Origin of the sequence: Herbaspirillum sp. WKF16 (genome assembly GCF_028993615.1) — a bacterium.
Lineage (GTDB): Bacteria > Pseudomonadota > Gammaproteobacteria > Burkholderiales > Burkholderiaceae_D > Herbaspirillum.
Genome location: NZ_CP118632.1, coordinates 4,091,416 through 4,117,801 on the forward strand (window position 1 = coordinate 4,091,416; position 26,386 = coordinate 4,117,801).

The 26,386-nt window shown below is 65.8% G+C and carries 21 protein-coding genes, 1 tRNA gene and 1 riboswitch; of the genes, 13 read left to right on the forward strand and 9 right to left on the reverse strand.

What is annotated here, in order from left to right:
• Nucleotides 1-9 precede the first annotated feature (9 nt).
• A complete protein-coding gene (locus Herbaro_RS18465; RefSeq protein WP_275011067.1) occupies nucleotides 10-306 on the reverse strand; it encodes a TFIIB-type zinc ribbon-containing protein in 297 nt (98 codons plus the stop codon).
• A 152-nt stretch (nucleotides 307-458) separates the two neighbouring features.
• Here Herbaro_RS18465 and nhaR point away from each other — a divergent pair, with 152 nt between their 5' ends.
• A complete protein-coding gene (gene nhaR, locus Herbaro_RS18470) occupies nucleotides 459-1,373 on the forward strand; it encodes a transcriptional activator NhaR (RefSeq protein WP_275011068.1) in 915 nt (304 codons plus the stop codon).
• 392 nt (nucleotides 1,374-1,765) lie between these two features.
• On the opposite strand, the gene Herbaro_RS18475 is transcribed toward nhaR, so the two are convergent.
• On the reverse strand, nucleotides 1,766-2,629 hold the full coding sequence (locus Herbaro_RS18475) for a LysR family transcriptional regulator (RefSeq protein ID WP_275011069.1): 864 nt from the start codon (nucleotides 2,627-2,629) through the stop codon (nucleotides 1,766-1,768).
• A gap of 213 nt (nucleotides 2,630-2,842) precedes the next feature.
• Here Herbaro_RS18475 and Herbaro_RS18480 point away from each other — a divergent pair, with 213 nt between their 5' ends.
• Nucleotides 2,843-4,057, forward strand: a complete 1,215-nt coding sequence (locus tag Herbaro_RS18480; protein ID WP_275011070.1) for a YbfB/YjiJ family MFS transporter — start codon at nucleotides 2,843-2,845, stop codon at nucleotides 4,055-4,057.
• Between the two features lie 96 nt (nucleotides 4,058-4,153).
• Here the strand turns inward: Herbaro_RS18480 and Herbaro_RS18485 are convergent, their stop codons facing one another.
• Entirely contained in the window at nucleotides 4,154-5,653 is a 1,500-nt protein-coding gene (locus tag Herbaro_RS18485) for an AMP nucleosidase (RefSeq protein ID WP_275011071.1), read from the reverse strand.
• A 466-nt stretch (nucleotides 5,654-6,119) separates the two neighbouring features.
• Here Herbaro_RS18485 and Herbaro_RS18490 point away from each other — a divergent pair, with 466 nt between their 5' ends.
• Nucleotides 6,120-7,184, forward strand: a complete 1,065-nt coding sequence (locus tag Herbaro_RS18490; RefSeq protein ID WP_275011072.1) for a type II asparaginase — start codon at nucleotides 6,120-6,122, stop codon at nucleotides 7,182-7,184.
• Between the two features lie 92 nt (nucleotides 7,185-7,276).
• Here the strand turns inward: Herbaro_RS18490 and Herbaro_RS18495 are convergent, their stop codons facing one another.
• Nucleotides 7,277-7,852, reverse strand: a complete 576-nt coding sequence (locus tag Herbaro_RS18495; RefSeq protein ID WP_275011073.1) for a TMEM165/GDT1 family protein — start codon at nucleotides 7,850-7,852, stop codon at nucleotides 7,277-7,279.
• A gap of 109 nt (nucleotides 7,853-7,961) precedes the next feature.
• Nucleotides 7,962-8,059: riboswitch (yybP-ykoY riboswitch) on the reverse strand.
• Nucleotides 8,060-8,243: 184 nt separating this feature from the next.
• Here Herbaro_RS18495 and Herbaro_RS18500 point away from each other — a divergent pair.
• The 4 genes from Herbaro_RS18500 to Herbaro_RS18515 all read left to right on the forward strand — a co-directional run bounded on the left by Herbaro_RS18500 (nucleotide 8,244) and on the right by Herbaro_RS18515 (nucleotide 10,933).
• Nucleotides 8,244-9,866 carry an OpgD/OpgG family glucan biosynthesis protein gene (locus Herbaro_RS18500; protein WP_275011074.1) on the forward strand — a complete coding sequence of 541 codons (1,623 nt, stop codon included), beginning with the start codon at nucleotides 8,244-8,246 and terminating at the stop codon, nucleotides 9,864-9,866.
• Nucleotides 9,867-9,925: 59 nt separating this feature from the next.
• Nucleotides 9,926-10,002: transfer RNA gene (locus Herbaro_RS18505), tRNA-Arg, on the forward strand.
• A gap of 198 nt (nucleotides 10,003-10,200) precedes the next feature.
• Nucleotides 10,201-10,449 (forward strand): hypothetical protein, encoded by a 249-nt coding sequence (locus Herbaro_RS18510; protein WP_275011075.1) that lies wholly within the window; start codon nucleotides 10,201-10,203, stop codon nucleotides 10,447-10,449.
• A gap of 22 nt (nucleotides 10,450-10,471) precedes the next feature.
• Complete coding sequence (locus Herbaro_RS18515; RefSeq protein ID WP_275011076.1) at nucleotides 10,472-10,933, forward strand: DUF1810 domain-containing protein; 462 nt, start codon at nucleotides 10,472-10,474, stop codon at nucleotides 10,931-10,933.
• 76 nt (nucleotides 10,934-11,009) lie between these two features.
• Here Herbaro_RS18515 and ssb read toward each other — a convergent pair whose 3' ends face one another.
• A complete protein-coding gene (gene ssb / locus Herbaro_RS18520; RefSeq protein ID WP_275011077.1) occupies nucleotides 11,010-11,543 on the reverse strand; it encodes a single-stranded DNA-binding protein in 534 nt (177 codons plus the stop codon).
• Nucleotides 11,544-11,562: 19 nt separating this feature from the next.
• Nucleotides 11,563-12,759 carry an MFS transporter gene (locus Herbaro_RS18525; RefSeq protein ID WP_275011078.1) on the reverse strand — a complete coding sequence of 399 codons (1,197 nt, stop codon included), beginning with the start codon at nucleotides 12,757-12,759 and terminating at the stop codon, nucleotides 11,563-11,565.
• A gap of 502 nt (nucleotides 12,760-13,261) precedes the next feature.
• Between Herbaro_RS18525 and Herbaro_RS18530 the strand changes: the two genes are divergently transcribed.
• The 3 genes from Herbaro_RS18530 (at nucleotide 13,262) to Herbaro_RS18540 (ending at nucleotide 19,029) form a co-directional block, all read left to right on the forward strand.
• Nucleotides 13,262-15,013 (forward strand): ArnT family glycosyltransferase, encoded by a 1,752-nt coding sequence (locus Herbaro_RS18530; RefSeq protein WP_275011079.1) that lies wholly within the window; start codon nucleotides 13,262-13,264, stop codon nucleotides 15,011-15,013.
• A 231-nt stretch (nucleotides 15,014-15,244) separates the two neighbouring features.
• A complete protein-coding gene (gene uvrA, locus Herbaro_RS18535; protein WP_275011080.1) occupies nucleotides 15,245-18,100 on the forward strand; it encodes an excinuclease ABC subunit UvrA in 2,856 nt (951 codons plus the stop codon).
• A 161-nt stretch (nucleotides 18,101-18,261) separates the two neighbouring features.
• Nucleotides 18,262-19,029: a phytanoyl-CoA dioxygenase family protein gene (locus Herbaro_RS18540; RefSeq protein ID WP_275011081.1), complete on the forward strand. Its 768-nt coding sequence runs from the start codon at nucleotides 18,262-18,264 to the stop codon at nucleotides 19,027-19,029.
• 65 nt (nucleotides 19,030-19,094) lie between these two features.
• On the opposite strand, the gene Herbaro_RS18545 is transcribed toward Herbaro_RS18540, so the two are convergent.
• The 3 genes from Herbaro_RS18545 to Herbaro_RS18555 all read right to left on the reverse strand — a co-directional run bounded on the left by Herbaro_RS18545 (nucleotide 19,095) and on the right by Herbaro_RS18555 (nucleotide 23,931).
• Nucleotides 19,095-20,810 carry a methyl-accepting chemotaxis protein gene (locus Herbaro_RS18545; protein WP_275011082.1) on the reverse strand — a complete coding sequence of 572 codons (1,716 nt, stop codon included), beginning with the start codon at nucleotides 20,808-20,810 and terminating at the stop codon, nucleotides 19,095-19,097.
• A 187-nt stretch (nucleotides 20,811-20,997) separates the two neighbouring features.
• Nucleotides 20,998-21,912: an AEC family transporter gene (locus Herbaro_RS18550; protein WP_275011083.1), complete on the reverse strand. Its 915-nt coding sequence runs from the start codon at nucleotides 21,910-21,912 to the stop codon at nucleotides 20,998-21,000.
• Between the two features lie 27 nt (nucleotides 21,913-21,939).
• Complete coding sequence (locus Herbaro_RS18555; protein WP_275011084.1) at nucleotides 21,940-23,931, reverse strand: monovalent cation:proton antiporter family protein; 1,992 nt, start codon at nucleotides 23,929-23,931, stop codon at nucleotides 21,940-21,942.
• Nucleotides 23,932-24,176: 245 nt separating this feature from the next.
• On the opposite strand from Herbaro_RS18555, the gene Herbaro_RS18560 reads away from it, so the two are divergent.
• The 3 genes from Herbaro_RS18560 to lptC are packed head-to-tail and all read left to right on the forward strand — an operon-like array spanning nucleotide 24,177 to nucleotide 26,373.
• On the forward strand, nucleotides 24,177-25,205 hold the full coding sequence (locus Herbaro_RS18560; protein ID WP_275011085.1) for a KpsF/GutQ family sugar-phosphate isomerase: 1,029 nt from the start codon (nucleotides 24,177-24,179) through the stop codon (nucleotides 25,203-25,205).
• Nucleotides 25,205-25,768: a KdsC family phosphatase gene (locus Herbaro_RS18565; protein ID WP_275011086.1), complete on the forward strand. Its 564-nt coding sequence runs from the start codon at nucleotides 25,205-25,207 to the stop codon at nucleotides 25,766-25,768. The genes Herbaro_RS18560 and Herbaro_RS18565 overlap by 1 nt, the downstream gene beginning before the upstream one ends.
• Entirely contained in the window at nucleotides 25,765-26,373 is a 609-nt protein-coding gene (gene lptC, locus Herbaro_RS18570; protein WP_275011087.1) for an LPS export ABC transporter periplasmic protein LptC, read from the forward strand. The genes Herbaro_RS18565 and lptC overlap by 4 nt, the downstream gene beginning before the upstream one ends.
• Nucleotides 26,374-26,386 lie beyond the last annotated feature (13 nt).

Here is a 26,386-nt window from a genome sequence, read left to right on the forward strand (position 1 = left end):
TTTGCCCGCTCAGTCGAAATCGAAGATCTCGCCGAGGAAGCCCTTTTTCTTGCGCCTGTAGTCGCCGCCGTGACTGTCGCCATGATGGTGGCCGCGACCGAAACGCTGATCGTACCCCTGCTGCAGCGGCTGCAGCGGCTGCGGCGCCCGGACCGGCGCCGGCGCCACAGCCGGCGCGCGCTCGATCAGCTTGTCGAGCTCGCCGCGATCCAGCCACACGCCGCGGCATTGCGGACAGTAGTCGATCTCGATGCCCTGGCGTTCCGAGATCAGCAGGTTGGTCGATGTGCAGACGGGACATTTCATCGGAGCTCTCCTTCATGACAGGTTGGCAAGCCGCGACACCTGGGCAATGCATCGTCCCGGAGCCGCGCAACACCGCCACTGTAGAAGAAAGCGTCCTCATTGAAAACTCGAATATTCTGAGATAATCATTCGTAATTTCCGAATAGAAGAATATGGCCGCCCTCAACTACAAGCACCTCCACTATTTCTGGACCGTCGCCAAGTGCGGCGGCGTGGCCCGCGCCGGCGAACGCCTGCACCTGACTGCGCAGACCATCAGCGGGCAGATCGCGCTGTTCGAGGAAAGCCTGGGCTACAAGCTCTTCAATCGGGTCGGCCGCAGGCTGGAGCTCAACGACGAAGGACGCATGGTGTTCGACTATGCCGACCGCATCTTCACCATCGGCGAGGAGCTGGAAGAGGCGCTGCGCTTTCGCCCCGGCGGGCGCGCGCTGCAACTGCGCGTGGGCGTGGCCGACGCGGTGCCCAAGGCGATCGCCTACCTGCTGCTGGAAAGCGCGCTGGCGATGGATGAAACCATCCACATCGTGTGCCGCGAAGGCAAGCTCGATGTCTTGCTGGGCGAGCTGGCGATCCATCGCCTCGACATCGTCATCGCCGACAGCCCGATGCCGCCCAATGTCGACGTGCGCGGCTACCACCACCTGCTGGGCGAATGCGACACCGCTTTCTTTGCCACGCCGGAGCTGGCGCGGCGCTACAGGAAGAGCTTCCCCCAAAGCCTGGACGGCGCGCCCTTCCTGATGCCGGGAGAAGACGCTGCGGTACGCCCGCGCCTGCTGCGCTGGTTCGAGAAACAAAAGATCCGCCCCCGGATCGCCGGCGAGTTCGACGACGGCGCCCTGCTGCTGGCATTCGGCGACGCCGGCGCGGGCATCTTCGCGGCGCCCGCCGCCATCGCCGCGCAGATCAAGAAGCAATATGGCCTGGTGGAAATCGGCCGCACGGATGCCATCCGGGAACAGTTCTACGCCATCTCGGTGGAGCGCCGCCTGACCCATCCCGCCGTGCTGGCGATCCAGTCGTCGGCCCGCGACAACCTGGTGGTGGGAAGCTCGCGCGGATGAACAAGCTGAAGCTGACAACACGCTGAATTGTTATTTTCATTACTTTCGCGAGGACGTGGCGATACAGGTGTAGTCATCGGACCAGCGTGAGAATATCTTCCCGCGACACGGGGACGGAGGTCGCCCGATGTGCGCGGGCACATTGCCTTCCACCGCGCAACACCAGTACAGGCAAGGGTTTCAGCGGATCGATAAAATGGAGATACAAAAGAAAAGCCCCACGTCCTTTGCAGTCCGTGGGGCAAATCCCATTCTCGGGGGGGAGAATGGAGGGGGAACTTCAATATAAAAAAATCGCTGTTGTGCCGCAGTCTTTTTTACAAATTGTTACGCCGTCTTCATACCCTGGAAAGACCGGCCGACAAGTACCCGGCAAGGTGGATTTCAATATATCAAACGCTGGCCATAAGTAAAGAACGCAAGGCAAGGAAGGACGCCGAATATTGCTCGCGGCGACTGATGAGGTAAGTGGTCATCCGGCCATCCTTGCCAAGCGAATAAGTCGAGAAGCCGTGCGGCTCGACCTGCATCGCCACCACCGAGCGCGGCACCGCCGCCACGCCCGCGCCGGCGGACACGCATGCCAGGATGGCATGGTAAGAAGCCAACTCCAAAATCCTCCCCGGCCGGCGCGCCTTGCCCGCCGACGCGAACCAGGCTTCGGCATGGCGCCGGTACGCGCAGCCCTGCTCGAACACGATCAGCGTATCCAACGCCACATCCTCCGGGGAACGCACGCGCCGGTGGCTCCTGGGCGTCACCAGCAACAGCTCTTCCTTGAACAGCGGCGTGGCGTCGAAGGCAGGATCCTCGATGGGGCCGCTCACCAGCGCGGCATCGAGCTTGAAGTCGCGCACCTGCGCCAGCAATGTCTCGGTCGGGCCGGTCGACAGCTCCAGCCGCACCTCCGGCCAGCGGCGATGGAATTCGGCCAGCGGCGCCGGCAGGCGACTGGCTGCCGCGCTTTCCATCGAGCCGATGCGCAGCCGCCCGCGCGGGCTTTGCGGCGCCACGGCCGCGCGCGCCTCCTGCACCAGGTCGAGGATGCGCTCGGCGTAGTCCAGCAAGGATTCGCCGGCCGCGGTCAGCACCATGCGCCGGCGGTCGCGCACGAACAGCGGCACGCCGATCGACTCCTCCAGCTGCTTGATGCGCGTGGTGACGTTCGACTGCACGCGATTGAGGCGCTCCGCGGCGCGGGTAATGCCGCCCTCGCTCACCACGGCGCGGAAGATTTCCAGTTCGGCCAGTTCCACTTTGCCCTCCGTTACGTTCTTTATTCAAGATGAAGTCATTCTTATTATTCATTTTTTCGAATGAAGGAATCACGATAGCATAGGCACCCTCGTCAATAAAAACACTCCGGACGCCATGAATTTCCCCTGTAGCCGGGGGCCGGGACGCCAGCGCCCAGCCCCATTTCCCCTCCCCTGCCCGTCCCATGCCGCAACGACCATGGGAGGGCCGGCATGAACGTCCCGTCGTCCCCACCGCAAAGCCGCGCCATGGCGTGGCGGATCTGCCTGTCCGGCATGCTGGCGCTGTCGGCCGCGATGGGCATCGGCCGCTTCGCCTTCACCCCGCTGCTGCCGATGATGCTGCACGAAGGCAGCCTCAACCTGCAGATGGGCGGCTGGCTGGCCACCGCCAATTACCTCGGCTACTTCGTCGGCGCCATGCTGTGCGCCTTTCATCGCAGCAACAAGCCGGTGCCGCTGATCCGCGCGGGCCTGGCCGCGACCGTCCTGCTGACCCTGGCCATGGGCCTCATGCACAACGACGCGATGTGGCTGGCGTGGCGGTTTCTCTCCGGCATCGCCAGCGCCTATGTATTCGTCTATACCGCCGGATGGTGCCTGCAGCAGCTCACGCAGCTGCGGCATCCCGAGCTGGGCGGCGTGATCTTCTGCGGCCCCGGCATCGGCATCGCGCTCACCGGCCTGCTGACCGGCGCCATGGTGAACGCCGGCTGGCTGGCGGCCTCAGGCTGGATCCTGTTCGGCGCCATCGCGCTGGCGCTGGCCGGGCTGATCTGGAAGACTTTCAGCTTCGATGCCGGGGTCGGCGCGGCCGGCGCCGCCGCGCAAGCGCAGCAGGCGCCCGAAGAGACGCCCGAACTCAAGCGCGAAGTGCGCCAACAAGTGATTGCCTACGGCATGGCCGGCTTCGGCTACATCATCACCGCCACCTTCCTGCCCGTCATCGCGCGCCAGGCCCTGCCGGGGTCCAGCTGGCCCGACTTCTTCTGGCCCATCTTCGGCGCCGGCGTGGCGCTGGGCGCGTTCGGCGCCACCCGCCTTCCGGTGCACGGCGACCAGCGCCGGCTGCTGGCCTGGAGCTACGTGATGCAAGCCGCCGGCGTGGCGTTGTCGATCCTGCTGCCCAACGCGGCCGGCTTCGCCCTGAGCTGCCTGCTGCTGGGCCTGCCCTTTACCGCCATTACCCTGTTCGCCATGCGCGAGGCGCGCCGTTTGCGCCAGTCGCATGCCAGCAGCCTGATGGGATTGATGACGGCGGCCTACGGCATCGGCCAGATCGCCGGTCCGCTGCTGGCCACGGCGCTGGTGCACAGCAGCGGCTCGTTCGCCCCGTCCCTGTGGGTGGCGGTAGCGGCCTTGCTGCTGGGCGCCTTCATGTACTACCGCCTCACCCTGAGCCACAAGCTGGCGCATCGCGCCGCCTGATCCATCTTGAGCGCCATGCAAAACGCCCGCTGCATCTCCATGCAGCGGGCGTTTTGCTTTCGGCACCAGCTCCGACGCCGGCGGCCAGCCTTCGGATTAGCGGAAGGCCGGCTCCGCGAAGCTGCGCAGCTTGCGGCTGTGCAGTTGCTCGATGCCATTGTTGCGCAGCAGCTCCAGCGCGCGAATGCCGATCTGCAGGTGCTGGTGCACGCGCTGCTCGTAGAAGCTGTTGGCCATGCCGGGCAGCTTGATCTCGCCGTGCAGCGGCTTGTCCGAAACGCACAGCAAGGTGCCGTACGGCACGCGGAAGCGGAAGCCGTTGGCGGCCACGGTGGCGCTTTCCATATCCAGCGCAATGGCGCGGCTCTGCGAGAAGCGCAGCAGCGGCGTGCGGTGGTCGCGCAGCTCCCAGTTGCGGTCGTCGACCGAGGCCACGGTGCCGGTGCGCATGATGCGCTTGAGCTCGTACCCTTCCAGCTTGGTGATGCCGGCCACCGCGTCCTGCAGCGCCAGCTGCACTTCGGCCAGCGCGGGGATCGGCACCCAGAGCGGCAGGTCGTCATCCAATACGTGGTCGTCGCGCACGTAAGCGTGCGCCAGCACATAGTCACCCATGCGCTGCGAGGCCGACAGCCCGGCGCAGTGGCCCAGCATCAGCCAGCCGTGCGGGCGCAGCACGGCGACGTGGTCGGTGACGGTCTTGGCATTGGAAGGGCCGACGCCGATGTTGACCAGCGTGATGCCGGTGCCGTCGGCGCGCTGCAGGTGGTAGGCCGGCATCTGCGGCTGGCGCGCCGGCGCCACGCCTGACGAGGGTTGCGCGCCGCCCTCCTGGTTGGCGCTCCAGGTGGTGACGTTGCCCGGCTCGACGAAGGCCGTGTATTGCCGGCGATAGGCGCGTTCTTCCGGATCGTCGGTGGCTTCCATCAGGCGGCGGCCGAGGCGCACGAATTCGTCCACGTAGAACGCGTAGTTGGTGAACAGCACGTAGCGCTGGAACTGGTCGGGCGAAGTCGCCGTGTAGTGGCGCAGCCGGTGCAGCGAATAGTCGATGCGCGGGCCGGTGAACAGCGCCAGCGGATGCAGGCCGTCGCGCCATGCGCCGTTGTCGACCTCGTAGGTGCCGTTGGCGATGCGATCGTCCATGGTCGCCAGGTCCGGCAGGTCGAACACGTCCGGCAGCGAGCGCAGCCGATCGGGATCGAGGCTGCCTTCGACGTGGATGCCTTCGGGGAAGGCGAAGTGCACCGGAATCGGCAGGTCGCTCACGCCGATCTCCAGCGGCGCCTGGTGATTCTGCAGCACCAGCTTGAACTGGCTCAGCAGGTAGTTGTGGAACAGCGCCGGCCGGGTGATCGTGGTCTGGTAGCAGCCGGGGCCGGCAACGAAGCCGAAGGATTGCCGGGTGTCGGTATGGGTCGCCTTCTCGGTGGTGATGCGCACGAACGGATAGCAGGCGCGCACGCGCTGCTCCAGGGCTTCGTTGGCCGAGAACTTGCGGAAGGCCTCGCGCAGGATAGCGGTGTTGTGTTCGTAGATTTCCAGCACGCGCGCATACGCGGCTTCGGGGTCGGTGAATTTTTCCGTGGCAAACATCATTTCTCTCCGTCATTGCCGCGCCGTGCGGCTCGCCGGCCAGCGCCGGCCATTGAACATTCCTTCTGTGCAAGGACAATATTACCCGAGTCGGGGCGGCGCCACGATCGCGGCATCAGCAGGAGCAACACCTCGCTTTACGCATGTTGCGCACGGCCGTTTCGGTGATATCGTCCGATCTTGCGCCGTCGCTTTCGCTTGGCTCCAAAGGCGCAGGCAATGGATCCAAATTCGCAACTGCCCGCTGCATTTTTCGCGCCGCAATGGTGCCTCCCCACCTCATCGAGGTGCATGCGCTCACAGCGCCGGTGCATCTCGCCGGAACCCTCAAAAAAGCTTTGATCGCAGCATGCGCGAGTGCTATCTTGATTGCGCTCCGCAGCCCGCCGCGCCCACCGGCAAGAGACATGCGGCGGCTGCGCAAGAGCGATAAAAAATATTCCAATCCACACGTACAGAGGCACACATGCTCATCAAAAAATTCAGCCAGTTCCTGATCCTGCTTTGCCTTGCGGCGGCAGCGGCCGCGCAAGCGCAGAACCTGCCCAACGTCGTCATCCTGGCGACCGGCGGCACCATCGCCGGCACCGGCGCCACCACCACCACCACGGTCGGCTACACCGCCGCCAAGGTCGGCGTGGACGCGCTGATCGCCGCCGTTCCCGAACTGAAGAAGGTCGCCAACGTGCGCGGCGAGCAGACCATGCAAATCGCCAGCGAGAACATGAACAACGACGCTTGGCTGAAACTGGCCAAGCGCATCAACACGCTGCTGGCGCAGAGCGACGTCGACGGCATCGTGATCACCCACGGCACCGACACCATCGAAGAGACCGCCTACTTCCTCGACCTGACGGTCAAGAGCAAGAAGCCGGTGGTGATCGTCGGCGCCATGCGCCCGTCGACCGCGATCAGCGCCGACGGCCCGATCAACCTGTACAACGCCGTCCTGCTGGCGGGCAGCAAGGAAGCCATCGGCAAGGGCGTGCTGGTGACGCTGAACGACCAGATCAACGCCGGCCGCGAAGTGACCAAGACCAACACTTCCACCCTGGATACCTTCAAGACGCCGGAACTGGGCTTCCTCGGCTACATCCAGGGCAGCAAGCCGTTCTTCTATCGCCAGTCGACCCGCAAGAACACGGCTGACACCCCGTTCGACGTCTCGAACCTGGACAAGCTGCCGCAAGTCGACATCGTCTACGGCTACGCCAACATGAACCCGATCGCGCTCAACGCCTTCGTGGCCGCCGGCGCGCAGGGCATCATCCACGCCGGCGTGGGTGACGGCAGCCTGAACAACACGGTGGTGCCGTCGCTGACCGAAGCGCGCAAGAAGGGCGTCGTGATCGTGCGCGCCAGCCGCGTCGGCCAGGGCATCGTGGCGCGCAACGGCGAGGCCGACGACGACAAGCTGGACTTCGTCGTCTCCGACACGCTCAACGCGCAAAAGGCCCGCATCCTGCTGATGCTGGCGCTGACCAAAACCACTGACACCAAGGAAATCCAGAAGATGTTCTGGGAGTACTGATCGCGGCGCGGCGCCGATGCGCGCCGCCCGCTGTCGTGAAGAATGAAAAAGCCCGCTGCGCGCAGCGGGCTTTTCTTTGCCTGGCGCCGGCCTCAGAAGCCCAGCGATGCTCCCGCGCCCAGCAGCGTGGCCACGCCGATGATGGCGAAGATGGCGGCGGCGATGGCGTGCACCACGCGCACCGGGATCCGGCCGGCGATCTTGTCGCCCAGCAGGACTGCCGGCACATTGGCGATCATCATGCCCAGCGTGGTGCCGGCCACCACCGGCACGAAGGCGTGGTATTGCGCGGCCAGCGCCACGGTGGCGACCTGGGTCTTGTCACCCATCTCGGCCATGAAGAAGGTCAGCAGCGTGGTGCCGAACACGCCGAAACGGCCGAACCTGGCTTCGCTCTCGTCGAACTTGTCGGGAATCAACGTCCACCCCGCCATGGCGATGAAGGACACGCCCAGCACCCAGCGCAGGATTTCCGGCGACAGCAGCGAAGTGATCCAGGCGCCCAGCGCGCCGGCGAAGGCGTGGTTGGCGATGGTGGCGACCAGCACGCCGAGGATGATGGGAACGGGCTTGCGGAATTTGGCTGCCAGGATGAAGGCCAGCAGCTGGGTTTTGTCGCCGATCTCGGCGAGTGCGACGATGCCTGTGGAAACAAGGAATGCATCCAATTGGGTTTCTCTCTCCATGGCCGGACTGCGGACGAATGACCACGCGCGCTCTCCGGCCATTCAAGAGGCAGCATGGTCAAAGGTCTTGTCAAGCGAGGAACCCTTCGCAGGATTCCAGGAACCGCCGGCGCCATGATCCGTGGATCAAGCATGTTGACGCAGGCCCCTCCTCAGGGTGGAAGGCGACTACTCCCCAATGACGGGGCGAATTGTACCGGCTTCGTCCGCGCGAGTCCACGCGCGGCATGCCGTTGCCGCAATGGCATCGCCGCCGGCGCGCGAGGAACCATCGCCGGCCGCCGCGACTCTGTAGTAAGCGCGGCAGCACGTCGCCGCCGCCATCCTAGCCGCCCCGCGCCGCCCGCCTCCACGTTCATCGCACCCGACGCCCATGACCAACCGACGCCGCTTCCTCGTTTCCGCCTCCACCGCTGCCGCCCTCGCCGCCCTGGGTGTGCCGCCGCAAGCGCTGGCCGCCGGCCGCGTGAAGATGGGAGCGGCCGAACGCTTCTCCTTCAATGACTTGGTCGCCCGCGCGCGCGACATGGCCAGGACGCCTTACAACCCGCAAAGCAAGGCGCCGCGCGAGATCCTCGAACAGATCGACTACGAGGCGCATGGCAAGATCCGCTTCGATACCGGCTATGCGCCCTTCGCCGACGGCCCCGGCCAGTTCCCGCTGACCTTTTTCCACCTCGGCAAATTCTTCCCGAAACCGGTGCGCATGTTCCTGCTGGACGGCGCCGGCGGCAGCGCGTCGCCCACGCACGCGCGCGAGATCCTCTACGACGACCACTACTTCGAGATGCCCGCCGACAGCCCCGCGCACAAGCTGCCGCCGGGCAGCGGCTTTGCCGGTTTCCGCTTCCAGGAAAGCCGGCTGGCCGACCAGGCGAAAAAGGACTGGCGCAAGAACGACTGGGTGGCCTTTCTCGGCGCCTCCTATTTCCGCGCCATCGGCGACCTGTACCAGTACGGCCTGTCGGCGCGCGGCATCGCCATCGACGTCGCCGAGCCCGATCGCAAGGAAGAATTCCCCGACTTCACGCAGTTCTTCTTCGAACCCTCCGCGCCCGGCAGCGACACGGTGACCGTGTACGCCCTGCTGGAAGGCCCCAGCGTCACCGGCGCCTACAAATTCGTCATGTCCCGCAACGAAGGCGTGACGATGGAAATCGACAAGGCGCTGTTCCTGCGCCGCGATGTCGCGCGCCTGGGCCTGGCGCCGGCCACGTCCATGTACTGGTTCTCCGAAACGGTGAAAGGCGCCGGCGTCGACTGGCGCCCGGAGGTGCACGACTCCGACGGCCTGGCAATCTGGAGCGGCGCCGGCGAGCACATCTGGCGCCCGCTGAACAATCCGCCGCGCACCATGGCCTCGTCCTTCGCCGACAGTAACCTGCGCGGCTTCGGCCTGCTGCAGCGCGACCGCGCGTTCGACCACTACCAGGACGGCGTGATGTACCAGCGCCGCCCCAGCCTGTGGGTGGAGCCGCTGGAAGGATGGGGAGACGGCGCGGTGCAGTTGGTGGAGCTGAGGACCGACGATGAGATACACGACAACATCGTCGCCATGTGGGTGCCGCGCGCCAAGGCCGCAGCCGGCTCAAGCTATCGCCTGCGCTACCGGCTGCATTGGCAGAAGGACGAGCCCTTCCCCTCGCCGCTGGCGCGCTGCGTCGCCACGCGCCTGGGCAACGGCGGCCAGCCCGGCCAGCCGCGCCCGCCCAACGTGCGCAAGTTCATGGTGGAATTCAAGGGAGCGCCGCTGGAGCAATTGCCCTTCGGCGCCAAACCCGAGGCGGTGCTCAGCGCCTCGCGCGGCAGTTTTTCCTATGTATTCACGGAAGCGGTCCCCAACGGCGTTCCCGGCCACTGGCGCGCACAGTTCGACCTCAGTGTGGCGGGTGAAGAGCCGGTTGACCTGCGGCTGTTCCTGCGCGACAAGGACAAAGCGCTCTCCGAAACCTGGCTGTTCCAATACCATCCGTTCAAGAGCAATCCGGTCTATTGAGGTCGCCGGCAAAAAAGGCTTGCATAAAATCGAAAGCGCTATATAATCTCGCCTCTTACGCGGCTGTAGCTCAGCTGGATAGAGTACTTGGCTACGAACCAAGGGGTCGTGGGTTCGATTCCTGCCAGCCGCACCATACGCAAGACGACAAGGGTCCATCGCAAGATGGGCCCTTTTCTTTTGCCCTCCCCGTTCCTTCCCCCTGCCGGCGCCTCCGGGCCCATCCTTGCTTTGCATGCCCCGCCGACGCCGCATTGCGCCGTTGTCCGACATTGAAAAGCCGCCCATCGGGACGATAATGAAAATTCACACTTTCACCTCGACAGGAGCGGCGATGAAAACGAAATCCATGTTCATGCTTGCGCTGGGCTCGCTGGCGCTCGCGACCCTGGCCAGGCCGGCCATGCGCCGGGCGGACGAAATCATCCGGCGCCGGCGCGGCGAGACCCTGTCCGGCCTGCCTGCCACGCTGAACGAGGAAGACATGCAGGCCGTGGCGCAGGAAAGCAGCGTAGTGGCCGACGGCACCCAGGCGCACGCGCCGCGCAAGGACCCCGACCTGGCGCCACCGGTGGGCGCCTGACTGCGCAACGCCCGGTGCGACGATGAAAGACCCTTACGCGCTGCAACGCTTCATCGATGCGCAGGAGCCGGTGTTCGCCCAGGCGACGCAGGAGCTGCGCGCGGGCGCCAAGCGCAGCCACTGGATGTGGTTCGTCTTTCCCCAGATCGCCGGACTTGGTCATAGCGAAACCGCCCGCCGTTACGCCATCCGCTCGCTGGCCGAGGCCCAGGCCTATCTGCGCCACCCCATCCTGGGACCGCGCCTGATCGAATGCGCGCGGCTGGTGCTGGACGCGCGCAAGCATGCTCCCGAACGCCCGCTCGCCGATATCTTCGGCGCTCCGGACGACCTGAAATTCCATTCCTCCATGACCCTGTTCGCGCAGGCCGGTCCGGAGCAGCCCGAGTTCGCCGCGGCGCTGGCGCTTTTCTTCGACGACCGGCCGGATCGGGCAACGCTGAAGCTGCTGCTTGAAAAGCAGGACGCCTTCCCGGACGCCTGAGTCCCTCCAGGCAAACGCCCAATAAAAAACCCGTGAACGCATTCACGGGTTTTTTTATCGGCTGGGCCTGGACCAATCAGAACGGGATATCGTCGTCCATGTCCGAGAAGTTCGGCGCCGGGCGCTGGGCCGGCTGCTGGCGCGGAGCGCCGCCAGCGGCGCCACCGCCACCGCCACCACCGGCGTTCTGGCGCGGAGCGCCGCCGCCGTAGCCACCACCGCCGCCACCGCCGTAGCTGCCCTCTTCCATCGAACCGCCGCCGCCACCGCCACCCTGGCGGCTGCCCAGCATCTGCATGGTGTCGGCGATGATTTCGGTGGTGTAGCGCTCGACGCCGTCCTTGTCTTGCCACTTGCGGGTCTGCAGGCGGCCTTCGACGTAGATCTGCGAGCCTTTCTTCAGATACTGGCCGGCGATCTCAGCCAGCTTGCGGTAGAAGGTGATGCGGTGCCATTCGGTAAGCTCCTTCTTTTCGCCGCTGTTCTTGTCCTTCCAGCTTTCGGTCGTGGCGACGGCGATGTTGGTGACCGCTTCGCCGTTCGGCATGTAGCGCGTTTCCGGATCGCGTCCGAGGTTGCCGACGATGATGACTTTATTGACCGATGCCATTGTTTCTCCTGAATTACGTTTAGGCCGTTGCACCTGCCGCACGCGCTGCGCGTCGCGGAAGGTTTTTCATGTTAGCCGCGATTATAAGCCAGGACAGGCTCACTAAAGCACACAGCAGGAAGACCGCCTGCACACTCACATTTTGTTTGAGCCAGCCGCCCAGGGCGCCGCCGCAGAACAGGCCCAGCGCCTGCAGGGTGTTGTACACGCCCAGCGCGCTGCCCTTGGCCGCCGGCGGCGCGATGCGCGAGACCAGCGACGGCTGGGACGCCTCCAGGATATTGAAGGCAACGAAGAACAGGAACAGCAGCGCCACCAGCACCCACCAATTCGTCTGCGCCTGCGACAGCGCAGCCCAGAAACCGAGTTGCACCAGCAGCAGCAATGCGATGGCGGCGACGAACACCTGCTTCATGCGGCCATGCTTCTCAGCCACGAACACCGGCGGCAGCATCAGCACGAAGGACGCCAGCACCACTGGCAGGTAGATTTTCCAGTGCTGGTCCACGGCGATGCCGGAATACTGCACCAACGCGCCGGGCAACACCACGAACATGGCCAGCTGGGTCATGTGCAGCGTGAAGACGCCGACATTGAGCCGCATCAGTTCCGCATTGCGCAGCACCTCGCCCAGCGGCACCCGCCGGGCCTTGACCATGGGCGCGTCCGGCACCACCCACAGCACGGCGCCGATGGCCAGCACGGACAGCGCGCCGGTCAGGGCGAAGATGCCGCCCATGCCGATCAGGCGGTACAGCACCGGCGCGGCCACCAGCGAGACCGCGAAGGTCAGGCCGATCGACGCCCCGACCATGGCCATGGCCTTGGTGCGATGTTCCTCGCGGGTCGAGTCGGCGATGAAGGCGGTGATGGCGGCCGAGATCGCGCCGGCGCCCTGGATGGCCCGGCCGACGATGATCCAGGCCACGCTGTGCGCGGCGGCGGCGATGAAGGAGCCCAGCGCGAACAGCACCAGGCCGATGATGATGATGCGCTTGCGGCCGTATTTGTCGGAGGCCATGCCGAACGGAATCTGGCCGAACGACTGCGCCAGGCCGTAGATGCCCATCGCCAGCCCGACCAGGGCGGCATTGTCGCCGCCGGGCAGGCCGCGGGCGTAGACCGCGAATACCGGCAGGATCAGGAACAGCCCCAGCATGCGCAAGGCGAAGATGGACGCCAGCGACGCCGAGGCGCGCACTTCGGCGCGCGACATGCCGGATTTTTCGGGCTGTGCGGATGAGCTGAGGGACTGGGTCATGGCGAAATGGCGGCCGCGCAATCTGGTGCTGCGCGCTGGCTGTGGGGCAAAGGCGCTATGGTAACAGCAACGACAGGCGCCCAATGCAGCGGCGGGAGATAGCGTCCATGCGAATTCAATGAATCCATGTGCGGCGTCAATCCAACACTTCATTCGCGCCGCGCAGGAAAATGCGGCGGCGGCCCGCCAAACTGACATTTCTGTCAGCTTATGTGCAAAAATAACAACGTTGCTCGCTTCTTCAGCTATCCAATAACAGCCGCCGGCAAGCGAATCGAAGCTTATCGACTCGCATTTCCTCGCGGCAATAAGCACGCCAAGAAAAAGCAGCAATTATTCATTGCATGGGGGAAAGCCCGGCTGGCCGAACGTGATGGACTTCCATCCCGCACGCGCCTTTCGACGCTTTATTTGTTTTTTTGCCGGCGCACTCGCCGGCTGGCGCGCTTATATCAGTATGTTCTTCTTCACCTCGGCTCCCGAAGTCGGGCCGAAACCTGTCCGTTCCATCACCGCCGCCTCACGGCGCGGCCAAGAAAACCCGTCGTCGCGCGCCTGGCTGCTGCTGGCTGCGATCGCCTGCGCGTGGCTGCTGCCGGGCATCTTCGGGCACGGCCCCTGGAAACAGGACGAGACCTATAGCTTCGGCATCATCCATCACATGCTGCTCTCGGGCGAATACCTGGTGCCCGTCAATGCCGGTGAGCCCTTCATGGAAAAGCCGCCGCTCTATTACTGGACCGCGGCGCTGACGGCCCACTTGCTCCATCCCCTGCTCGAATACCACGACGGCGCGCGGGTGGCCAGCGTGCTCTTCAACCTCGGCACGCTGTTCTTCGTCGCGCGCGTGGCGCAGATGGTGTGGAACGAACCCCGCGTGCTCAGCCTGCCGGTGCTCGGCACGCTGGCGCTGTTCGCCGGCTCGCCGGGCATGATCAAGCACGCGCACGATATGTTCACCGACGTCGCGCTGGTGTGCGGCGCCGCCATGGCGACCTGCGGCCTGCTGGCCATCGCCATCAACGAGCAGCGCCGCACTCCGGCCCTGTCGGCGGCGCTGTGCTTCGGCACGGGAGTCGGCATCACGCTGATGAGCAAGGGCCTGTTCGTGCCGCTGATCTTCGCCGCCACCGCCGCCTGCGTGAGTGCGCTGGTGGCCGAATGCCGCTCGCGCTCGTACTGGAAGATGGTGGGCGTTGCGGTGCTCGCCTCGCTGCCTTTCTTCATCATCTGGCCCGCCCTGCTGGCCTGGCACTCGGCGCCGCTGTTCATGGAATGGTTCTGGGACAACAACGTCGGCCGCTTCCTCGGCTTCTCGGTCGCCAGGCTGGGTTCTGACAACGACCGCACCGTGATCTTCCGCGCGCTGTGCGGCTTCGCCCTGCCCGGCTCGGTGCTGGCGCTGCTCACGCTGGCCGTGGGCGGCTGGCGCGGCCTGGGCAACCCACGCATCGCGCTGCCGCTGTCCTTCGTGCTGATCAGCATCGCCGTGCTGCAAAGCTCGGCCACGGCGCGCCAGCTCTACCTGCTGCCGGTGCTGCTGCCGCTGGTGATGGTCGGCGCCGTCGCGGTGCCGCGCCTGCCGGACTGGATGCACATTGCCTGGGACTGGTTCGCGCGCATCGGCTTCGCCGTCCTGGCGGCGGTGATCTGGGCCACCTATGCGGTGTCCTCCCTGCCGGTCGAGCATCACCATTGGATCGCCTATTTCGGCAAATGGCTGCCGCTGGGCTTCATCACGCCGTTCCAGCCGCTGGCGCTGGCCGGCGCCGTGGCCATGACCGGCCTGTGGCTGTGGAGCCTGGACAAGATCCGGCTGGCCGGCAAGTGGCGCGGCGCCTTCAGCTGGTTTGGCGGCATCACCCTGATGTGGGGCCTGGCCTATACCCTGCTGCTGCCCTGGGGCGATTACGGCAAGAGCTACGAATACGTCTACGACGACCTGCGCGGCAGCATCGCCGCGGCCTGGCGGGAGGGCCAATGCATGGCCAGCCAGAACCTCGGCGAATCCGAGGCGCCGATGCTCTATTACTACACCGGCATCCTGCACCAGCCGATCGACAACATCGGCCGCACCGCCTGCAACTGGCTGATCCAGGGCGCGCCTCACCAGCCGGCGCTGCCGCCGGGCGAGTGGAAGCAGTTCTGGCAGGGCCACCGCGACGGCGACGAAGGGCAGATGCTGTACGTCTACCACCGGACGCGCTGAACCGCCCCCGGCGCCCCGGCTTGCCGGGCAGGCAACAAAAAGCCGGCGCCGCACCGGCTTTTTTCACGGCCGCGCTTTCTTTTTGCGCTCCCGTTCCCACATGGGTTTCCTGCCGCTCCGGGCGGCCCTGCCGGCCGATGGCAGTCCTGTTATAGTTACATGTTGTCCCACCGTTCCCCCGCATACGGCCACGAGCTACGCGGCGGCAGGAAAACCTAGCTGAAGGCATCCATGGAAGAAATTCGCATTCGCGGCGCGCGCACGCACAACCTGAAGAATATCAACCTAGACCTCCCCCGCAACAAGCTGATCGTGATCACCGGCCTGTCGGGATCGGGCAAGTCTTCGCTGGCGTTCGACACGCTGTACGCCGAAGGCCAGCGCCGCTACGTCGAATCGCTGTCGGCCTACGCGCGCCAGTTCCTGCAGCTGATGGAAAAACCTGACGTCGACATGATCGAAGGCCTGTCGCCGGCGATCTCGATCGAGCAGAAGGCGACCTCGCACAACCCGCGTTCCACCGTGGGGACGGTGACCGAGATCCACGATTACCTGCGCCTGCTGTACGCGCGCGTGGGCACCCCGTACTGCCCCGACCATCCCGAGCATCCGCTGGAGGCGCAATCGGTGTCGCAGATGGTGGACGCCGTGCTGGCGCTGCCCGAAGACACCAAGCTGATGATCATGGCGCCGGTGGTGGCCAACCGCAAGGGCGAGCACGCCGACCTGTTCGAGGAGATGCAGGCGCAGGGCTTCATCCGCTTCCGCATCCAGAGCGGCACCGGCGTGGCCAAGGTCTACGAGGTCGATGAACTGCCCAAGCTGAAGAAGACCGAGAAGCACACCATCGACGTCGTGATCGACCGCGTCAAGGTCAAGGCCGACATCAAGCAGCGCCTGGCCGAGAGCTTCGAGACCGCGCTGCGCCTGGCCGAAGGCCGCGCCATCGCGCTTGAGATGGATTCCGGCAAGGAACACCTGTACTCCAACAAGTTCGCCTGCCCCATCTGCGGCTATTCGCTGCAGGAACTCGAACCCCGCCTGTTCTCCTTCAACAACCCGATGGGCGCGTGCCCCGAGTGCGACGGCCTGGGCCACATCGAGTTCTTCGACCCCAAGCGCATCGTCGCCTTCCCCAACCTGTCGCTGGCTTCGGGCGCGATCAAGGGCTGGGATCGCCGCAACCAGTTCTACTTCCAGATGCTCACCAGCATCGCCGCCTATTACGGCTTCGACCTCGACGTGCCCTTCGAGCAGCTCGACGACAAGGCGCAGCAGGCCGTGCTGTTCGGCTCGGGCCGCCAGGCCATCCCGTTCGCCTACGTCAACGAGCGCGGCCGCACCGTGGTCAAGGAGCACACCTTCGAAGGCGTGGTCAACAACCTGCAGCGCCGCTACCGCGAGACCGATTCGATGGCGGTCAAGGAAGAACTGGCCAAGTTCATCAACGAGAAGCAATGCCCGTCCTGCCACGGCGCCCGCCTGCGGGTGGAGGCGCGCTACGTGAAGGTCGGCGCCGGCAAGCAACAACGCGCCATCTATGAGGTGGCCGCCACGCCGCTGCGCGAGACGCTGCATTTCTTCGAGACCTTGAAGCTGAGCGGCGCCAAGAAGGAAATCGCCGACCGCATCATCAAGGAAATCGTCTCGCGCCTGACCTTCCTGAACAACGTCGGCCTCGACTACCTGTCGCTGGAACGCAGCGCCGACACCCTCTCCGGCGGCGAGGCGCAGCGCATCCGCCTGGCCTCGCAGATAGGCTCGGGCCTGACCGGCGTGATGTACGTGCTCGACGAGCCCTCCATCGGCCTGCACCAGCGCGACAACGACCGCCTGATCGACACCCTGCGCCACCTGCGCGACATCGGCAACACCGTGCTGGTGGTGGAGCACGACGAGGACGCCATCCGCACCGCCGACTTCGTGGTCGACATGGGCATCGGCGCCGGCGTGCACGGCGGCGACGTGATCGCCCAGGGCACGCTGGAAGAGATCCTCAAGAACAAGAAGTCGCTGACCGCCAAGTACCTCAACGGCACGCTGGAAATCGCCGTGCCCAAGAAGCGCACGCCCTGCGACGAAGAGCGCATGCTGACCATCACCGGCGCCAGCGGCAATAACCTGAAGAACGTCGACCTGGAACTGCCGGTGGGCTTGCTGACCTGCGTGACCGGCGTGTCCGGCTCGGGCAAGTCGACGCTGGTCAACGACACGTTGTACCTGTCGGCCTCGCGTCACCTGTACGGCTCCCAGACCGAACCGGCGGCGCACGAGGCGATCGGCGGCCTGGAGCACTTCGACAAGGTGATCGCGGTCGACCAGGCGCCGATCGGCCGCACCCCGCGCTCCAACCCGGCCACCTACACCGGCCTGTTCACGCCGATCCGCGACCTGTTCGCCACCGTGCCGATGGCCAAGGAACGCGGCTACAGCGCCGGGCGCTTCTCCTTCAACGTCAAGGGCGGCCGCTGCGAGGCCTGCCAGGGCGACGGCGTGATCAAGGTCGAGATGCACTTCCTGCCGGACGTGTACGTGCCCTGCGACGTCTGCCACGGCAAGCGCTACAACCGCGAGACGCTGGAAGTGCAGTACAAGGGCAAGAACATCACCGAGATCCTCGACCTGACGGTGGAGGACGCGCACGAGTTCTTCAAGCCGGTGCCGCTGATCGCGCGCAAGCTGCAAACGCTCCTGGACGTGGGCCTGGGCTACATCAAGCTGGGCCAGAGCGCGACCACGCTGTCGGGCGGCGAAGCCCAACGGGTGAAGCTGTCGCTGGAACTGTCCAAGCGCGACACCGGCCGCACGCTGTACATCCTGGACGAGCCGACCACCGGCCTGCACTTCCATGACATCGACCTGCTGCTCAAGGTGATCCACCGCCTGCGCGACCAGGGCAACACGGTGACCATCATCGAGCACAACCTGGACGTCATCAAGACCGCCGACTGGATCATCGACCTCGGCCCCGAAGGCGGCGCGGGCGGCGGCAAGATCGTCGCGGCCGGCACGCCCGAGGATGTGGCGAAGAACCCGGCCAGCGTCACCGGCAAGTACCTGGCGCCGCTGCTCAAGAAGAAAAAGTAAGGTCTGCTTGAGCGCGCGCAAACGATACAGATGAAAGCGCCATCTGTATCTTGCGCGCCGGCGGCAAGGGCATACAGTCATGCACTTGGCCGCCGTCAGGCGCACAATAAAGGCCGGCCGCGGCACATGCGCGGCCGGCCGTGCAACCCAGAAAGTCCGTCATGTCAAACCCGCTCTCGCCCGCCCAGGTTGAAAGCTTCCGCAAGGAAGGCTACCTGGTGCTCAAGGGCATGGTCGCGCCCGAACAGCGCGAACGCCTCATGGCCGTTACGCAGGATCACCTGCGCCGCGCCGTCGCTCCCCTCGAATATGAAGCCGATGTCGGCTATGAAGGCGCGCCCGCCTCGCTGGACGCCGAAGGCGGCCGCACCGCCCGGCGCCTGCGCGCGGCCTGGCAGCGCGACGGCGCCTATCGCGAGTGGGCCGCCGACCCGCGCCTGGTGGCCATGCTGCACCAGCTGTTCGGCGAACCGGTGTGCATCACGTTGGCGCACCACAATTGCGTGATGACCAAGCATCCCACCTTCGGCACCGCCACCGGCTGGCACCGCGACATCCGTTATTGGTCATTCCCGCGCAACGAGCTGGTCTCGGTGTGGCTGGCGCTGGGCGCGGAGACGCCGGAGAACGGCGGACTCAAGTTCATCCCCGGATCGCACCTGCTGCAGCTGCAACCGGAACAGATGGACGAACTGGATTTCCTGCGTCCCGAAGTGCCGGCCAACCAGGGGCTGTTCGCCCAGGGTATTTCCCCCGTGCTGGCGCCGGGGGACGTGGTGCTGTTCCACAGCGGCCTGTTCCATGCAGCGGGCCGCAACGACAGCGACCAGGTCAAATGCTCGGCGGTGTTCGCCTATCACGGCGCCAGCAACCCGCCGGTGCCGGGCACGCGCTCGGCGGCCGCGGAAGACATCCCGCTGGACGCCTGACGCGTCCACAGGCCGAAAAAAAAGCGCAGCCGGGGCTGCGCTTTTTCATTGCGGGAACATCCGCCTCAGAATTGCTCCCAATCGTCCTCGGCCGGCGCCGTCCGGGGCGAGGCCGCCGCCAGCTTGGGCGCGGCGGCGCGGACCGGCGGCGCTACCTTGGCAACGGGCGGCTTGGGTGCAACAGCAGCAGCAGCGGGCCTGGCGGGCGCAACAGGCGTCGCGGCGCGGGTTTCCTGCATGCCGCTGATGCGAAACACGCTGACCGCGGTGGACAAGCGCACCGCCTGTTCCTGAAGCGATTGCGCGGCGGCCGCCGCCTCCTCCACCAGCGCGGCGTTCTGCTGCGTGGTTTCATCCATCTGCGTGATGGCGCGGTTGACCTCTTCGATCCCGGTGCTCTGCTCGTGGCTGGCAGCGGTGATCTCGCCCATGACGTCGGTCACGCGCCGGACGCTGGCCACCACTTCATCCATGGTCTGTCCGGCCTGCGCCACCAGCGCGCTGCCGTTGCCGACCTTGGCCACGGAGTCGTCGATGAGGCCTTTGATTTCCTTGGCGGCGGAGGCCGAACGCTGCGCCAGCGAGCGCACCTCGGAGGCGACCACGGCAAAGCCGCGGCCCTGTTCGCCGGCGCGCGCCGCTTCCACCGCGGCGTTCAGCGCCAGGATGTTGGTCTGGAAGGCAATGCCGTCGATCACGCTGATGATGTCGACGATCTTGCGCGAGGAATCGTTGATCGAGCTCATGGTGTCGACCACCTGGCGCACCACCTCGCCGCCGCGCGAGGCGACGTCGGAAGCCGAGGCCGCCAGCTGGTTGGCCTGGCGCGCGTTGTCGGCGTTTTGCTTGACGGTGGAGGTGAGCTCCTCCATGGCCGAGGCGGTTTCCTCCAGCGAGCCGGCCTGTTGCTCGGTGCGCGAGGAAAGATCGAGGTTGCCGGTGGCGATTTCAGCCGAGGCGGTGTTGATGGTGTCGGTGGAGACGCGCACCTCGCCGACGATGCGCTGCAGGTTGCCGTTCATTTCCTTCAGGGCCGCCATCAGCTGGCCGGTTTCGTCGCGGCTGCGCACCTCGATTTCCTGCGTCAGGTCGCCGGCGGCCACGCCCTGGGCCACCTTCACCGCCTGCTCCAGCGGACGCGAGATCGCGCGCACCAGCAGGAAGCCCATGAAGATCGCCACCGCCAGGCCGATCACGATGGCCGCGCTCATCACGCCGACCAGGGTCTGGTAACGGTTTTGCGCGTCCTCATAGAGTTCGCGCCCGACGCGGCGCTGCAGATCCATCAGCTGGCCCATGGTGGCGTGCGCCTCGTTGAACAGCTTCAGCATGACGCCGTTATAGAGTTCGCTGGCGCCCTGGAAATCGCGGTCGCGCAAGGACTGCACCGCCGGCTTGACGCCTTCGGCAATGAGCTTCTGGCGCTGCGGCACGAACTTGTCGGCCAATACCTTCTCTTCCGGAGTCAGGTAGGTGTCGAGATATTCCTTCAACCTGGCGTCGCTCTTCTTGATCGATGCTTCCAGCTGCTCCATGCCCTTGTCGATATCCCCCGAGTCGCCGACGATGGCCGTGGAGATGCCGTAGCGGCCGGTGTCGAGCCCGGCCGAGACGTCTTCCAGTTGCGACAGGGCGACCAGGCGGTCCTCATATAGCGAGCGCATCTGGGTGTTGGTGGATTTGAGGCTCGCCAATCCCAGCGCCCCGGAGGCGACCAGCAGGATGGCGAGAAAGCCGATGACGAAGATCAGGCGCGCCTTGATCGTTAATTTGCTGAACATGTGATTCCCCTCTGATCCTGGCTTCTTGACTGTCTGGCGATGCGCCGCGCGACGATGGATGCGGCGCGGCCAGCCACTGTTATATCGCGGGCGGGTACCGGCGATATCGTGGAATACCACGGTGAAGTCCAAGCATTTCCCATACCAGCGGCACGGCAAGTGCAGGCAGTCGTTTCCGCCGGGAAATTCAATGTTCCGGCAGTCCCAGCCAGAGCCCGAAGGGAACGAAGACGATGGCCGCCAGGTTCCCCATCAGCACGATGGCGGCGACCTTGTCGGGCTCCTGGCGATACTGCTCAGCCACCATGAAGCACAGCACCGCCGGCGGCAGCGCCGCGAACAGGTACATCTCGCCGCGTTGCACGGCGGTCAGTGGCAGCACCTGGTCCAGCACCAGAGCGCACAGCAGGCCCGCCAGCGGGCACACGGCGGCGCCCACCAGGCCGATGTGCCAGCTCCTGAAACTGATGTCGAGCATGCGCACGCCCAGCGAGAACAGCATGACGGGAATGCTGGCCTCGCCCAGCAGCTTCATTGCCGAGAACAGCGGGCCGGGGAGACTGACGCGCAACACCGCGCACAGCACGCCCAGGATCATGGCCAGCATGATGGGACTGGAGAGCAGCCGCAGCAGCGAACCCGGACGCTGCTCGCGGCCGGTCTGGATCATCTTCACGCACAGCGAAAAGTAGATGAAGGTGGAAGCTGTAAACAGCGCCACCGCCGCCGGCAGCGCCTCCTGGCCGAACGCCAGCAGGAGCAGCGGCAGGCCCATGTTGCCGCCGTTGTTGTACATCATCGGCGGCAGGAAGGTGCGCTTGTCGTAGCCCAGCGCGCGCGCCACGGGCCAGGCCAGCAGGCCCGAGCCGAGCGAGATCAGCACGCTGGCCAGGATCAGCCAGCCGTTATGGTAGAGGTCGAAGGACTTGGACGACAGCGCGCTGAAGATCATCAGCGGCGCCAGCGCCTCCATCGAAACGCGATTGACCGAGGCCATGTCCATGCGCACCACCTCGCCGCGCCAGCGGGCGTAGCCGTAACCCATGGCGATGATGGCGAACACCGGCAGGATGATGGAGGCGATGCGTTCGATCAGGTCCATTGCGTTGCGGCTGGTTTGGTCCGCCGGTTATTTGCTGAGCAGGCGCTTTTCCGCCCGCAGGATGTTCTCGGAACTGCCGCGCAGTACGACGATGTCGCCGGCCATGAGCAGCGTGTCTTCGGCCGCCGCCACGCGCAGCTTGCCGCGCCGGAGCATGGCGACCTCGGCGCCGCATTGCTGTTGCAGCTCCAGCTCGGAGAGCGTGCGGCCGATGGCGCTGGCGCCGTCGATCAGGGTCACCGACTGCAGGCGCACGTTCATGCCTTCGCCATCGTCATCGGCGTCGGAAGCGCCATGGAAGTAGCCGCGCAGCGAGGCGTAACGCTCGTCGCGCGCATCCTGCACGCGATGCACCACGCGCCGCAGCGGCACGCCCAGCATCACCAGCGCGTGCGAAGCCAGCATCAGGCTGCCTTCGAGCGACTCCGGCACGACCTCGGTGGCGCCGGCGGCGAGCAGCTTGTCGAGGTCGGCGTCGTCGTAGCTGCGCACGATCACCGGCAGCTCGGGCTCCAGCTCGGCGGCGTGATGCAGCACCTTGAGCGCGGAAGGCGTGCTGGCGTAGGTCACCACCAGGGCCGCGGCGCGGTGGATGCCCGCGGCCACCAGGCTTTCGCGGCGCGCGGCGTCGCCGTAGGAGACATTGGCGCCGCCGCTGCGCGCGTCCTGCACCAGCTCGGGGTCGAGCTCCAGCGCGTGGTAGGCGATGCTCTCCTCCTCCAGCAGGCGCGCCAGGCTCTGGCCGCTGCGCCCGAAACCGGCGATGATCACGTGCTTCTGCACGCTCATGGTGCGCGTGGCCAACTGGGTCAGCGCCAGCGATTGCAGCATCCACTCGTTGGCCGACAGCTTCATGACGATGGCGTCGGACTTGGCCAGGATGAAAGGCGCGACCAGCATCGACAGCACCATCGCCGCCAGGATCGCTTGGATCAGCAGGGGGTCGATCAGCTTGAGCGCGCCCGCCTGGTTGAGCAGCACGAAGCCGAACTCGCCGGCCTGCGCCAGCGCCAGGCCGGTGCGCAGGGCGACGCCGGTGCCCGAGCCGAACAGCCGCGCCAGCGCCGCGATCAGGCCGAACTTGAGCAGCACCGGCCCGGTCAGCAGGAGCAGCACCATGAACCAGTGGTCGATCAGGGTGCGCACGTTGAGCAGCATGCCGATGGTGATGAAGAACAGGCCCAGCAGCACGTCGCGGAAGGACTTGATGTCTTCTTCCACCTGGTGCTTGAACTCGGTCTCGGAAATGAGCATGCCGGCGATGAAGGCGCCCAGCGCCAGCGACAGGCCGGCCTTCTCGGTGATCCAGGCCGCGCCCAGGGTGATCAGCAGGAGGTTCAGCATGAACAGTTCCTGCGAGCGGCGCTTGACCACGATCTTGAACCAGCCGCGCATGAGCTTGTGACCGAAGAACAGCAGCAGCGCCAGCACCACCATGGCCTTGGCCACGGCCCAGCCCAGCGTGACCATCAGGTTGCCGGAATTGTTGGCCAGCGCCGGCACCACGATCAGCAGCGGCACCAGCGCCAGATCCTGGAACAGCAGCACGCCGAGGATGCGGCGGCCGTGTTCGGTCTCCAGTTCGAGCCGTTCGGTAAGCAGCTTGGAGACGATGGCGGTGGACGACATGGTGAGCGCGCCGCCCAGCGCGAAGGCGCCCTGCCAGCTGATGGCGGCGACCTGCGGCAGATACCAGGCCACCAGCCAGCCGAACACCATGGTCACGGCGATGGTGGCGACGACCTGCGCCACGCCCAGCCCGAAGACGATGTGGCGCATCGCCGAGAGCTTGTTGAGCGAGAACTCCAGGCCGATGGAGAACATCAGGAACACCACGCCGAACTCGGCCAGGGCATGCGTGGTTTCGTTGTCTTCTGCGAATCCCAGGCCGTGCGGGCCGATCACGATGCCCACCACCAGGTAGCCCAGCATGGGCGGCAGGTGCATCATGCGGAAGGCGACCACGCCGAACACCGCCGCGGCCAGCAGGAAGAGGGTCAGTTCCAGTCCGGAAAACATGTATGGATGATTCGCTGCTTGTTATATGGGGTGGGCTGAACCGGTTCGCATCCGCAAAGCGAGAAACATGCCCGTGGGATGCGCCACTGGTTGCGGCGCAACCGGGCGACGCCGGACAGGCCCGCGAATCCCTCCATCGCCGTCGTGCTGCGGCGCAACGCCGGGCAGCATCGCCCGCTCGTCAATCGGGCACTCCCTTACATCTGGCAAGTTTTTTGCTTTGCTAATTCGTTTATACTTCGGTTATGAGTGTAACCGATGACAAAACCACGCCCGCATCTTTTTCGGCCGGGGACGCCCGCCGCGCCATCGAACTGGCGCGCCAGACCCTGCAGATCGAAGCCGATGCCATCCTCGCGCTGAAAAACCGCCTGTCCGACGACAGCACCGAACCGCTGGCCCAGGCCGTACGTCTCTTGATGGAATGCCGCGGCCGCGCGGTGGTCTCGGGCATCGGCAAGTCCGGCCACATCGGCCGCAAGATCGCCGCGACCCTGGCCTCCACCGGCACCCCTTCGCTGTTCATGCATCCGGCCGAAGCCGCCCATGGCGACCTCGGCATGGTGACGCCGAAAGACGTCTTCATCGCCATTTCCAACTCCGGCGAAACCGCCGAGCTGCTGGCCATCGTCCCCATCGTCAAGCGCATGGGAGCGGTCATCATCGGCATGACCGGCAATGACGAATCGAGCCTGGCGAAGATGTCGGCCGTGCACCTCAACGTCGGGGTGGACAAGGAAGCCTGTACCCTGAACCTGGCGCCCACGGCCAGCACCACGGCCACGCTGGCCATGGGCGACGCGCTGGCGGTGTCGCTGCTGGACGCGCGCGGCTTCATGGAAGAAGATTTCGCGCGCTCCCACCCGGGCGGCGCGCTCGGCCGCCGCCTGCTGACCCACGTGCGCGACGTCATGCGCAGCGGCGAGGCGATCCCGGCGGTGCGCCCCGATGTCTCGCTGTCGGCCGCGCTGATGGAAATCACGCGCAAGGGCATGGCCATGACCGCGGTGGTCGACGATGACTTCCGCCCGATCGGCGTGTTCACCGACGGCGACCTGCGCCGCCTGCTGGAACGCGGCCACGATTTCAGCAAGTTCTCCATCGCCGACGTCATGCATGCCGGCCCGCGCACCGTGAACCAGGACCAGCTGGCGGTGGACGCCGTGCAGCTGATGGAAGAATTCCGCATCAACCAGTTGCTGGTGACCGATGCGCAGGGCGTGCTGACCGGCGCGCTGCACATCCACGACCTGACCCGCGCCAAGGTGATCTGATGACAGCCGCGCCCGCCAGCCCGTTCGCCAGCACCTTCGACGCCGCCGTCCTGGCCAGGGCCGCGACGACGCGGCTGATGATCTTCGACGTCGACGGCGTGCTGACCGACGGCGGTCTGTTCTATGGCGAAGACGGCGAGTCGGTGAAACGCTTCAACGCGCTGGACGGCCACGGCATCAAGATGATGCAGCAGTTCGGCACGGCTGCGGCCATCATCACCGCGCGCCAGTCGCCGTTCGTGCTGCGCCGGGCCAAGGACCTGGGCATCGCCCACGTGTTCCAGGGCGTGCACGACAAGCGCCAGGCCTTCGAACAGCTGCTGCAGCACACCGGCCTTGCGGCCGCCGACTGCGGCTACCTGGGCGACGATGTCATCGACCTGCCGGTGCTCACGCGCGTCGGCTTCAAGGCCTGCGTGGCCAACGGCCACCGCGAGGTCAAGCTGCGCAGCGATTACGTGACCACGGCCACCGGCGGCAACGGCGCGGTGCGCGAAGTCTGCGACCTGGTGCTGGCCGCGCAGGGCAACTACGAGGCGGCGCTGGCGCCGTACCTGGCATGAGCAACCGCAGCGGCGAACGCGCGGCCGCACGCATCCGCCTGGGCGTGATCCTGGTGACGCTGGTCGCGCTGGCGCTGGGCAGCTTCTGGGTGCTGCAGGTATTGCGCACCGACGGCGACCGGCAACTGGTCGAGCGACCGCGCAGCAAACCCGACTACTACCTGGAAAACTTCAGCTACGTGAAGCTGGGGCCGACCGGGCTGCCGCGCTACGACGTGGCCGGCCTCAAGATGGTCCACTTCCCCGCCGACGATTCCTTTGAAATCACCAAGCCGGTGGTGCACAGCCTGGACAAGGAAAAGCCGCCGATGGAGTTGTATTCGGACACCGCCCGCGTGACCGACGACCAGAGCAAGATCCACATGTACGGCAACGCCAACGCCATCCGCGGCGCGGCCAATGGACGCGACCCAATGCACTTGGTGTCGGAATACCTGTTGCTGCTGCCGGACGACGAAGTGGTCAAGACCGACAAGCCGGTGGTGATGACCATGGGCACCACCCGCCTCTCCGGGGTGGGCATGACCGCCAACAACGCCACGCAGGTGGTGCAGTTGTTCGGCAACGTGCGCGGCCACTACGAACCGGCGCCGAAAAAACGCTGAGCCTCCATTACAA

What these genes read in the sequence shown, in the direction of transcription:
- Herbaro_RS18545 (WP_275011082.1), bottom strand. Translation starts at nt 20,810, where the DNA reads ATGTTCAGCAAATTAACGATCAAGGCGCGCCTGATCTTCGTCATCGGC.
- Herbaro_RS18550 (WP_275011083.1), bottom strand. Translation starts at nt 21,912, where the DNA reads ATGGACCTGATCGAACGCATCGCCTCCATCATCCTGCCGGTGTTCGCC.
- Herbaro_RS18515 (WP_275011076.1), top strand. Translation starts at nt 10,472, where the DNA reads ATGAAAGACCCTTACGCGCTGCAACGCTTCATCGATGCGCAGGAGCCG.
- nhaR (WP_275011068.1), top strand. Translation starts at nt 459, where the DNA reads ATGGCCGCCCTCAACTACAAGCACCTCCACTATTTCTGGACCGTCGCC.
- uvrA (WP_275011080.1), top strand. Translation starts at nt 15,245, where the DNA reads ATGGAAGAAATTCGCATTCGCGGCGCGCGCACGCACAACCTGAAGAAT.
- Herbaro_RS18555 (WP_275011084.1), bottom strand. Translation starts at nt 23,931, where the DNA reads ATGTTTTCCGGACTGGAACTGACCCTCTTCCTGCTGGCCGCGGCGGTG.
- Herbaro_RS18565 (WP_275011086.1), top strand. Translation starts at nt 25,205, where the DNA reads ATGACAGCCGCGCCCGCCAGCCCGTTCGCCAGCACCTTCGACGCCGCC.
- Herbaro_RS18500 (WP_275011074.1), top strand. Translation starts at nt 8,244, where the DNA reads ATGACCAACCGACGCCGCTTCCTCGTTTCCGCCTCCACCGCTGCCGCC.
- Herbaro_RS18540 (WP_275011081.1), top strand. Translation starts at nt 18,262, where the DNA reads ATGTCAAACCCGCTCTCGCCCGCCCAGGTTGAAAGCTTCCGCAAGGAA.
- Herbaro_RS18465 (WP_275011067.1), bottom strand. Translation starts at nt 306, where the DNA reads ATGAAATGTCCCGTCTGCACATCGACCAACCTGCTGATCTCGGAACGC.
- Herbaro_RS18525 (WP_275011078.1), bottom strand. Translation starts at nt 12,759, where the DNA reads ATGTCGCGCGCCGAAGTGCGCGCCTCGGCGTCGCTGGCGTCCATCTTC.
- Herbaro_RS18490 (WP_275011072.1), top strand. Translation starts at nt 6,120, where the DNA reads ATGCTCATCAAAAAATTCAGCCAGTTCCTGATCCTGCTTTGCCTTGCG.
- Herbaro_RS18530 (WP_275011079.1), top strand. Translation starts at nt 13,262, where the DNA reads ATGTTCTTCTTCACCTCGGCTCCCGAAGTCGGGCCGAAACCTGTCCGT.
- Herbaro_RS18480 (WP_275011070.1), top strand. Translation starts at nt 2,843, where the DNA reads ATGAACGTCCCGTCGTCCCCACCGCAAAGCCGCGCCATGGCGTGGCGG.
- Herbaro_RS18485 (WP_275011071.1), bottom strand. Translation starts at nt 5,653, where the DNA reads ATGTTTGCCACGGAAAAATTCACCGACCCCGAAGCCGCGTATGCGCGC.
- Herbaro_RS18510 (WP_275011075.1), top strand. Translation starts at nt 10,201, where the DNA reads ATGAAAACGAAATCCATGTTCATGCTTGCGCTGGGCTCGCTGGCGCTC.
- lptC (WP_275011087.1), top strand. Translation starts at nt 25,765, where the DNA reads ATGAGCAACCGCAGCGGCGAACGCGCGGCCGCACGCATCCGCCTGGGC.
- ssb (WP_275011077.1), bottom strand. Translation starts at nt 11,543, where the DNA reads ATGGCATCGGTCAATAAAGTCATCATCGTCGGCAACCTCGGACGCGAT.
- Herbaro_RS18560 (WP_275011085.1), top strand. Translation starts at nt 24,177, where the DNA reads ATGAGTGTAACCGATGACAAAACCACGCCCGCATCTTTTTCGGCCGGG.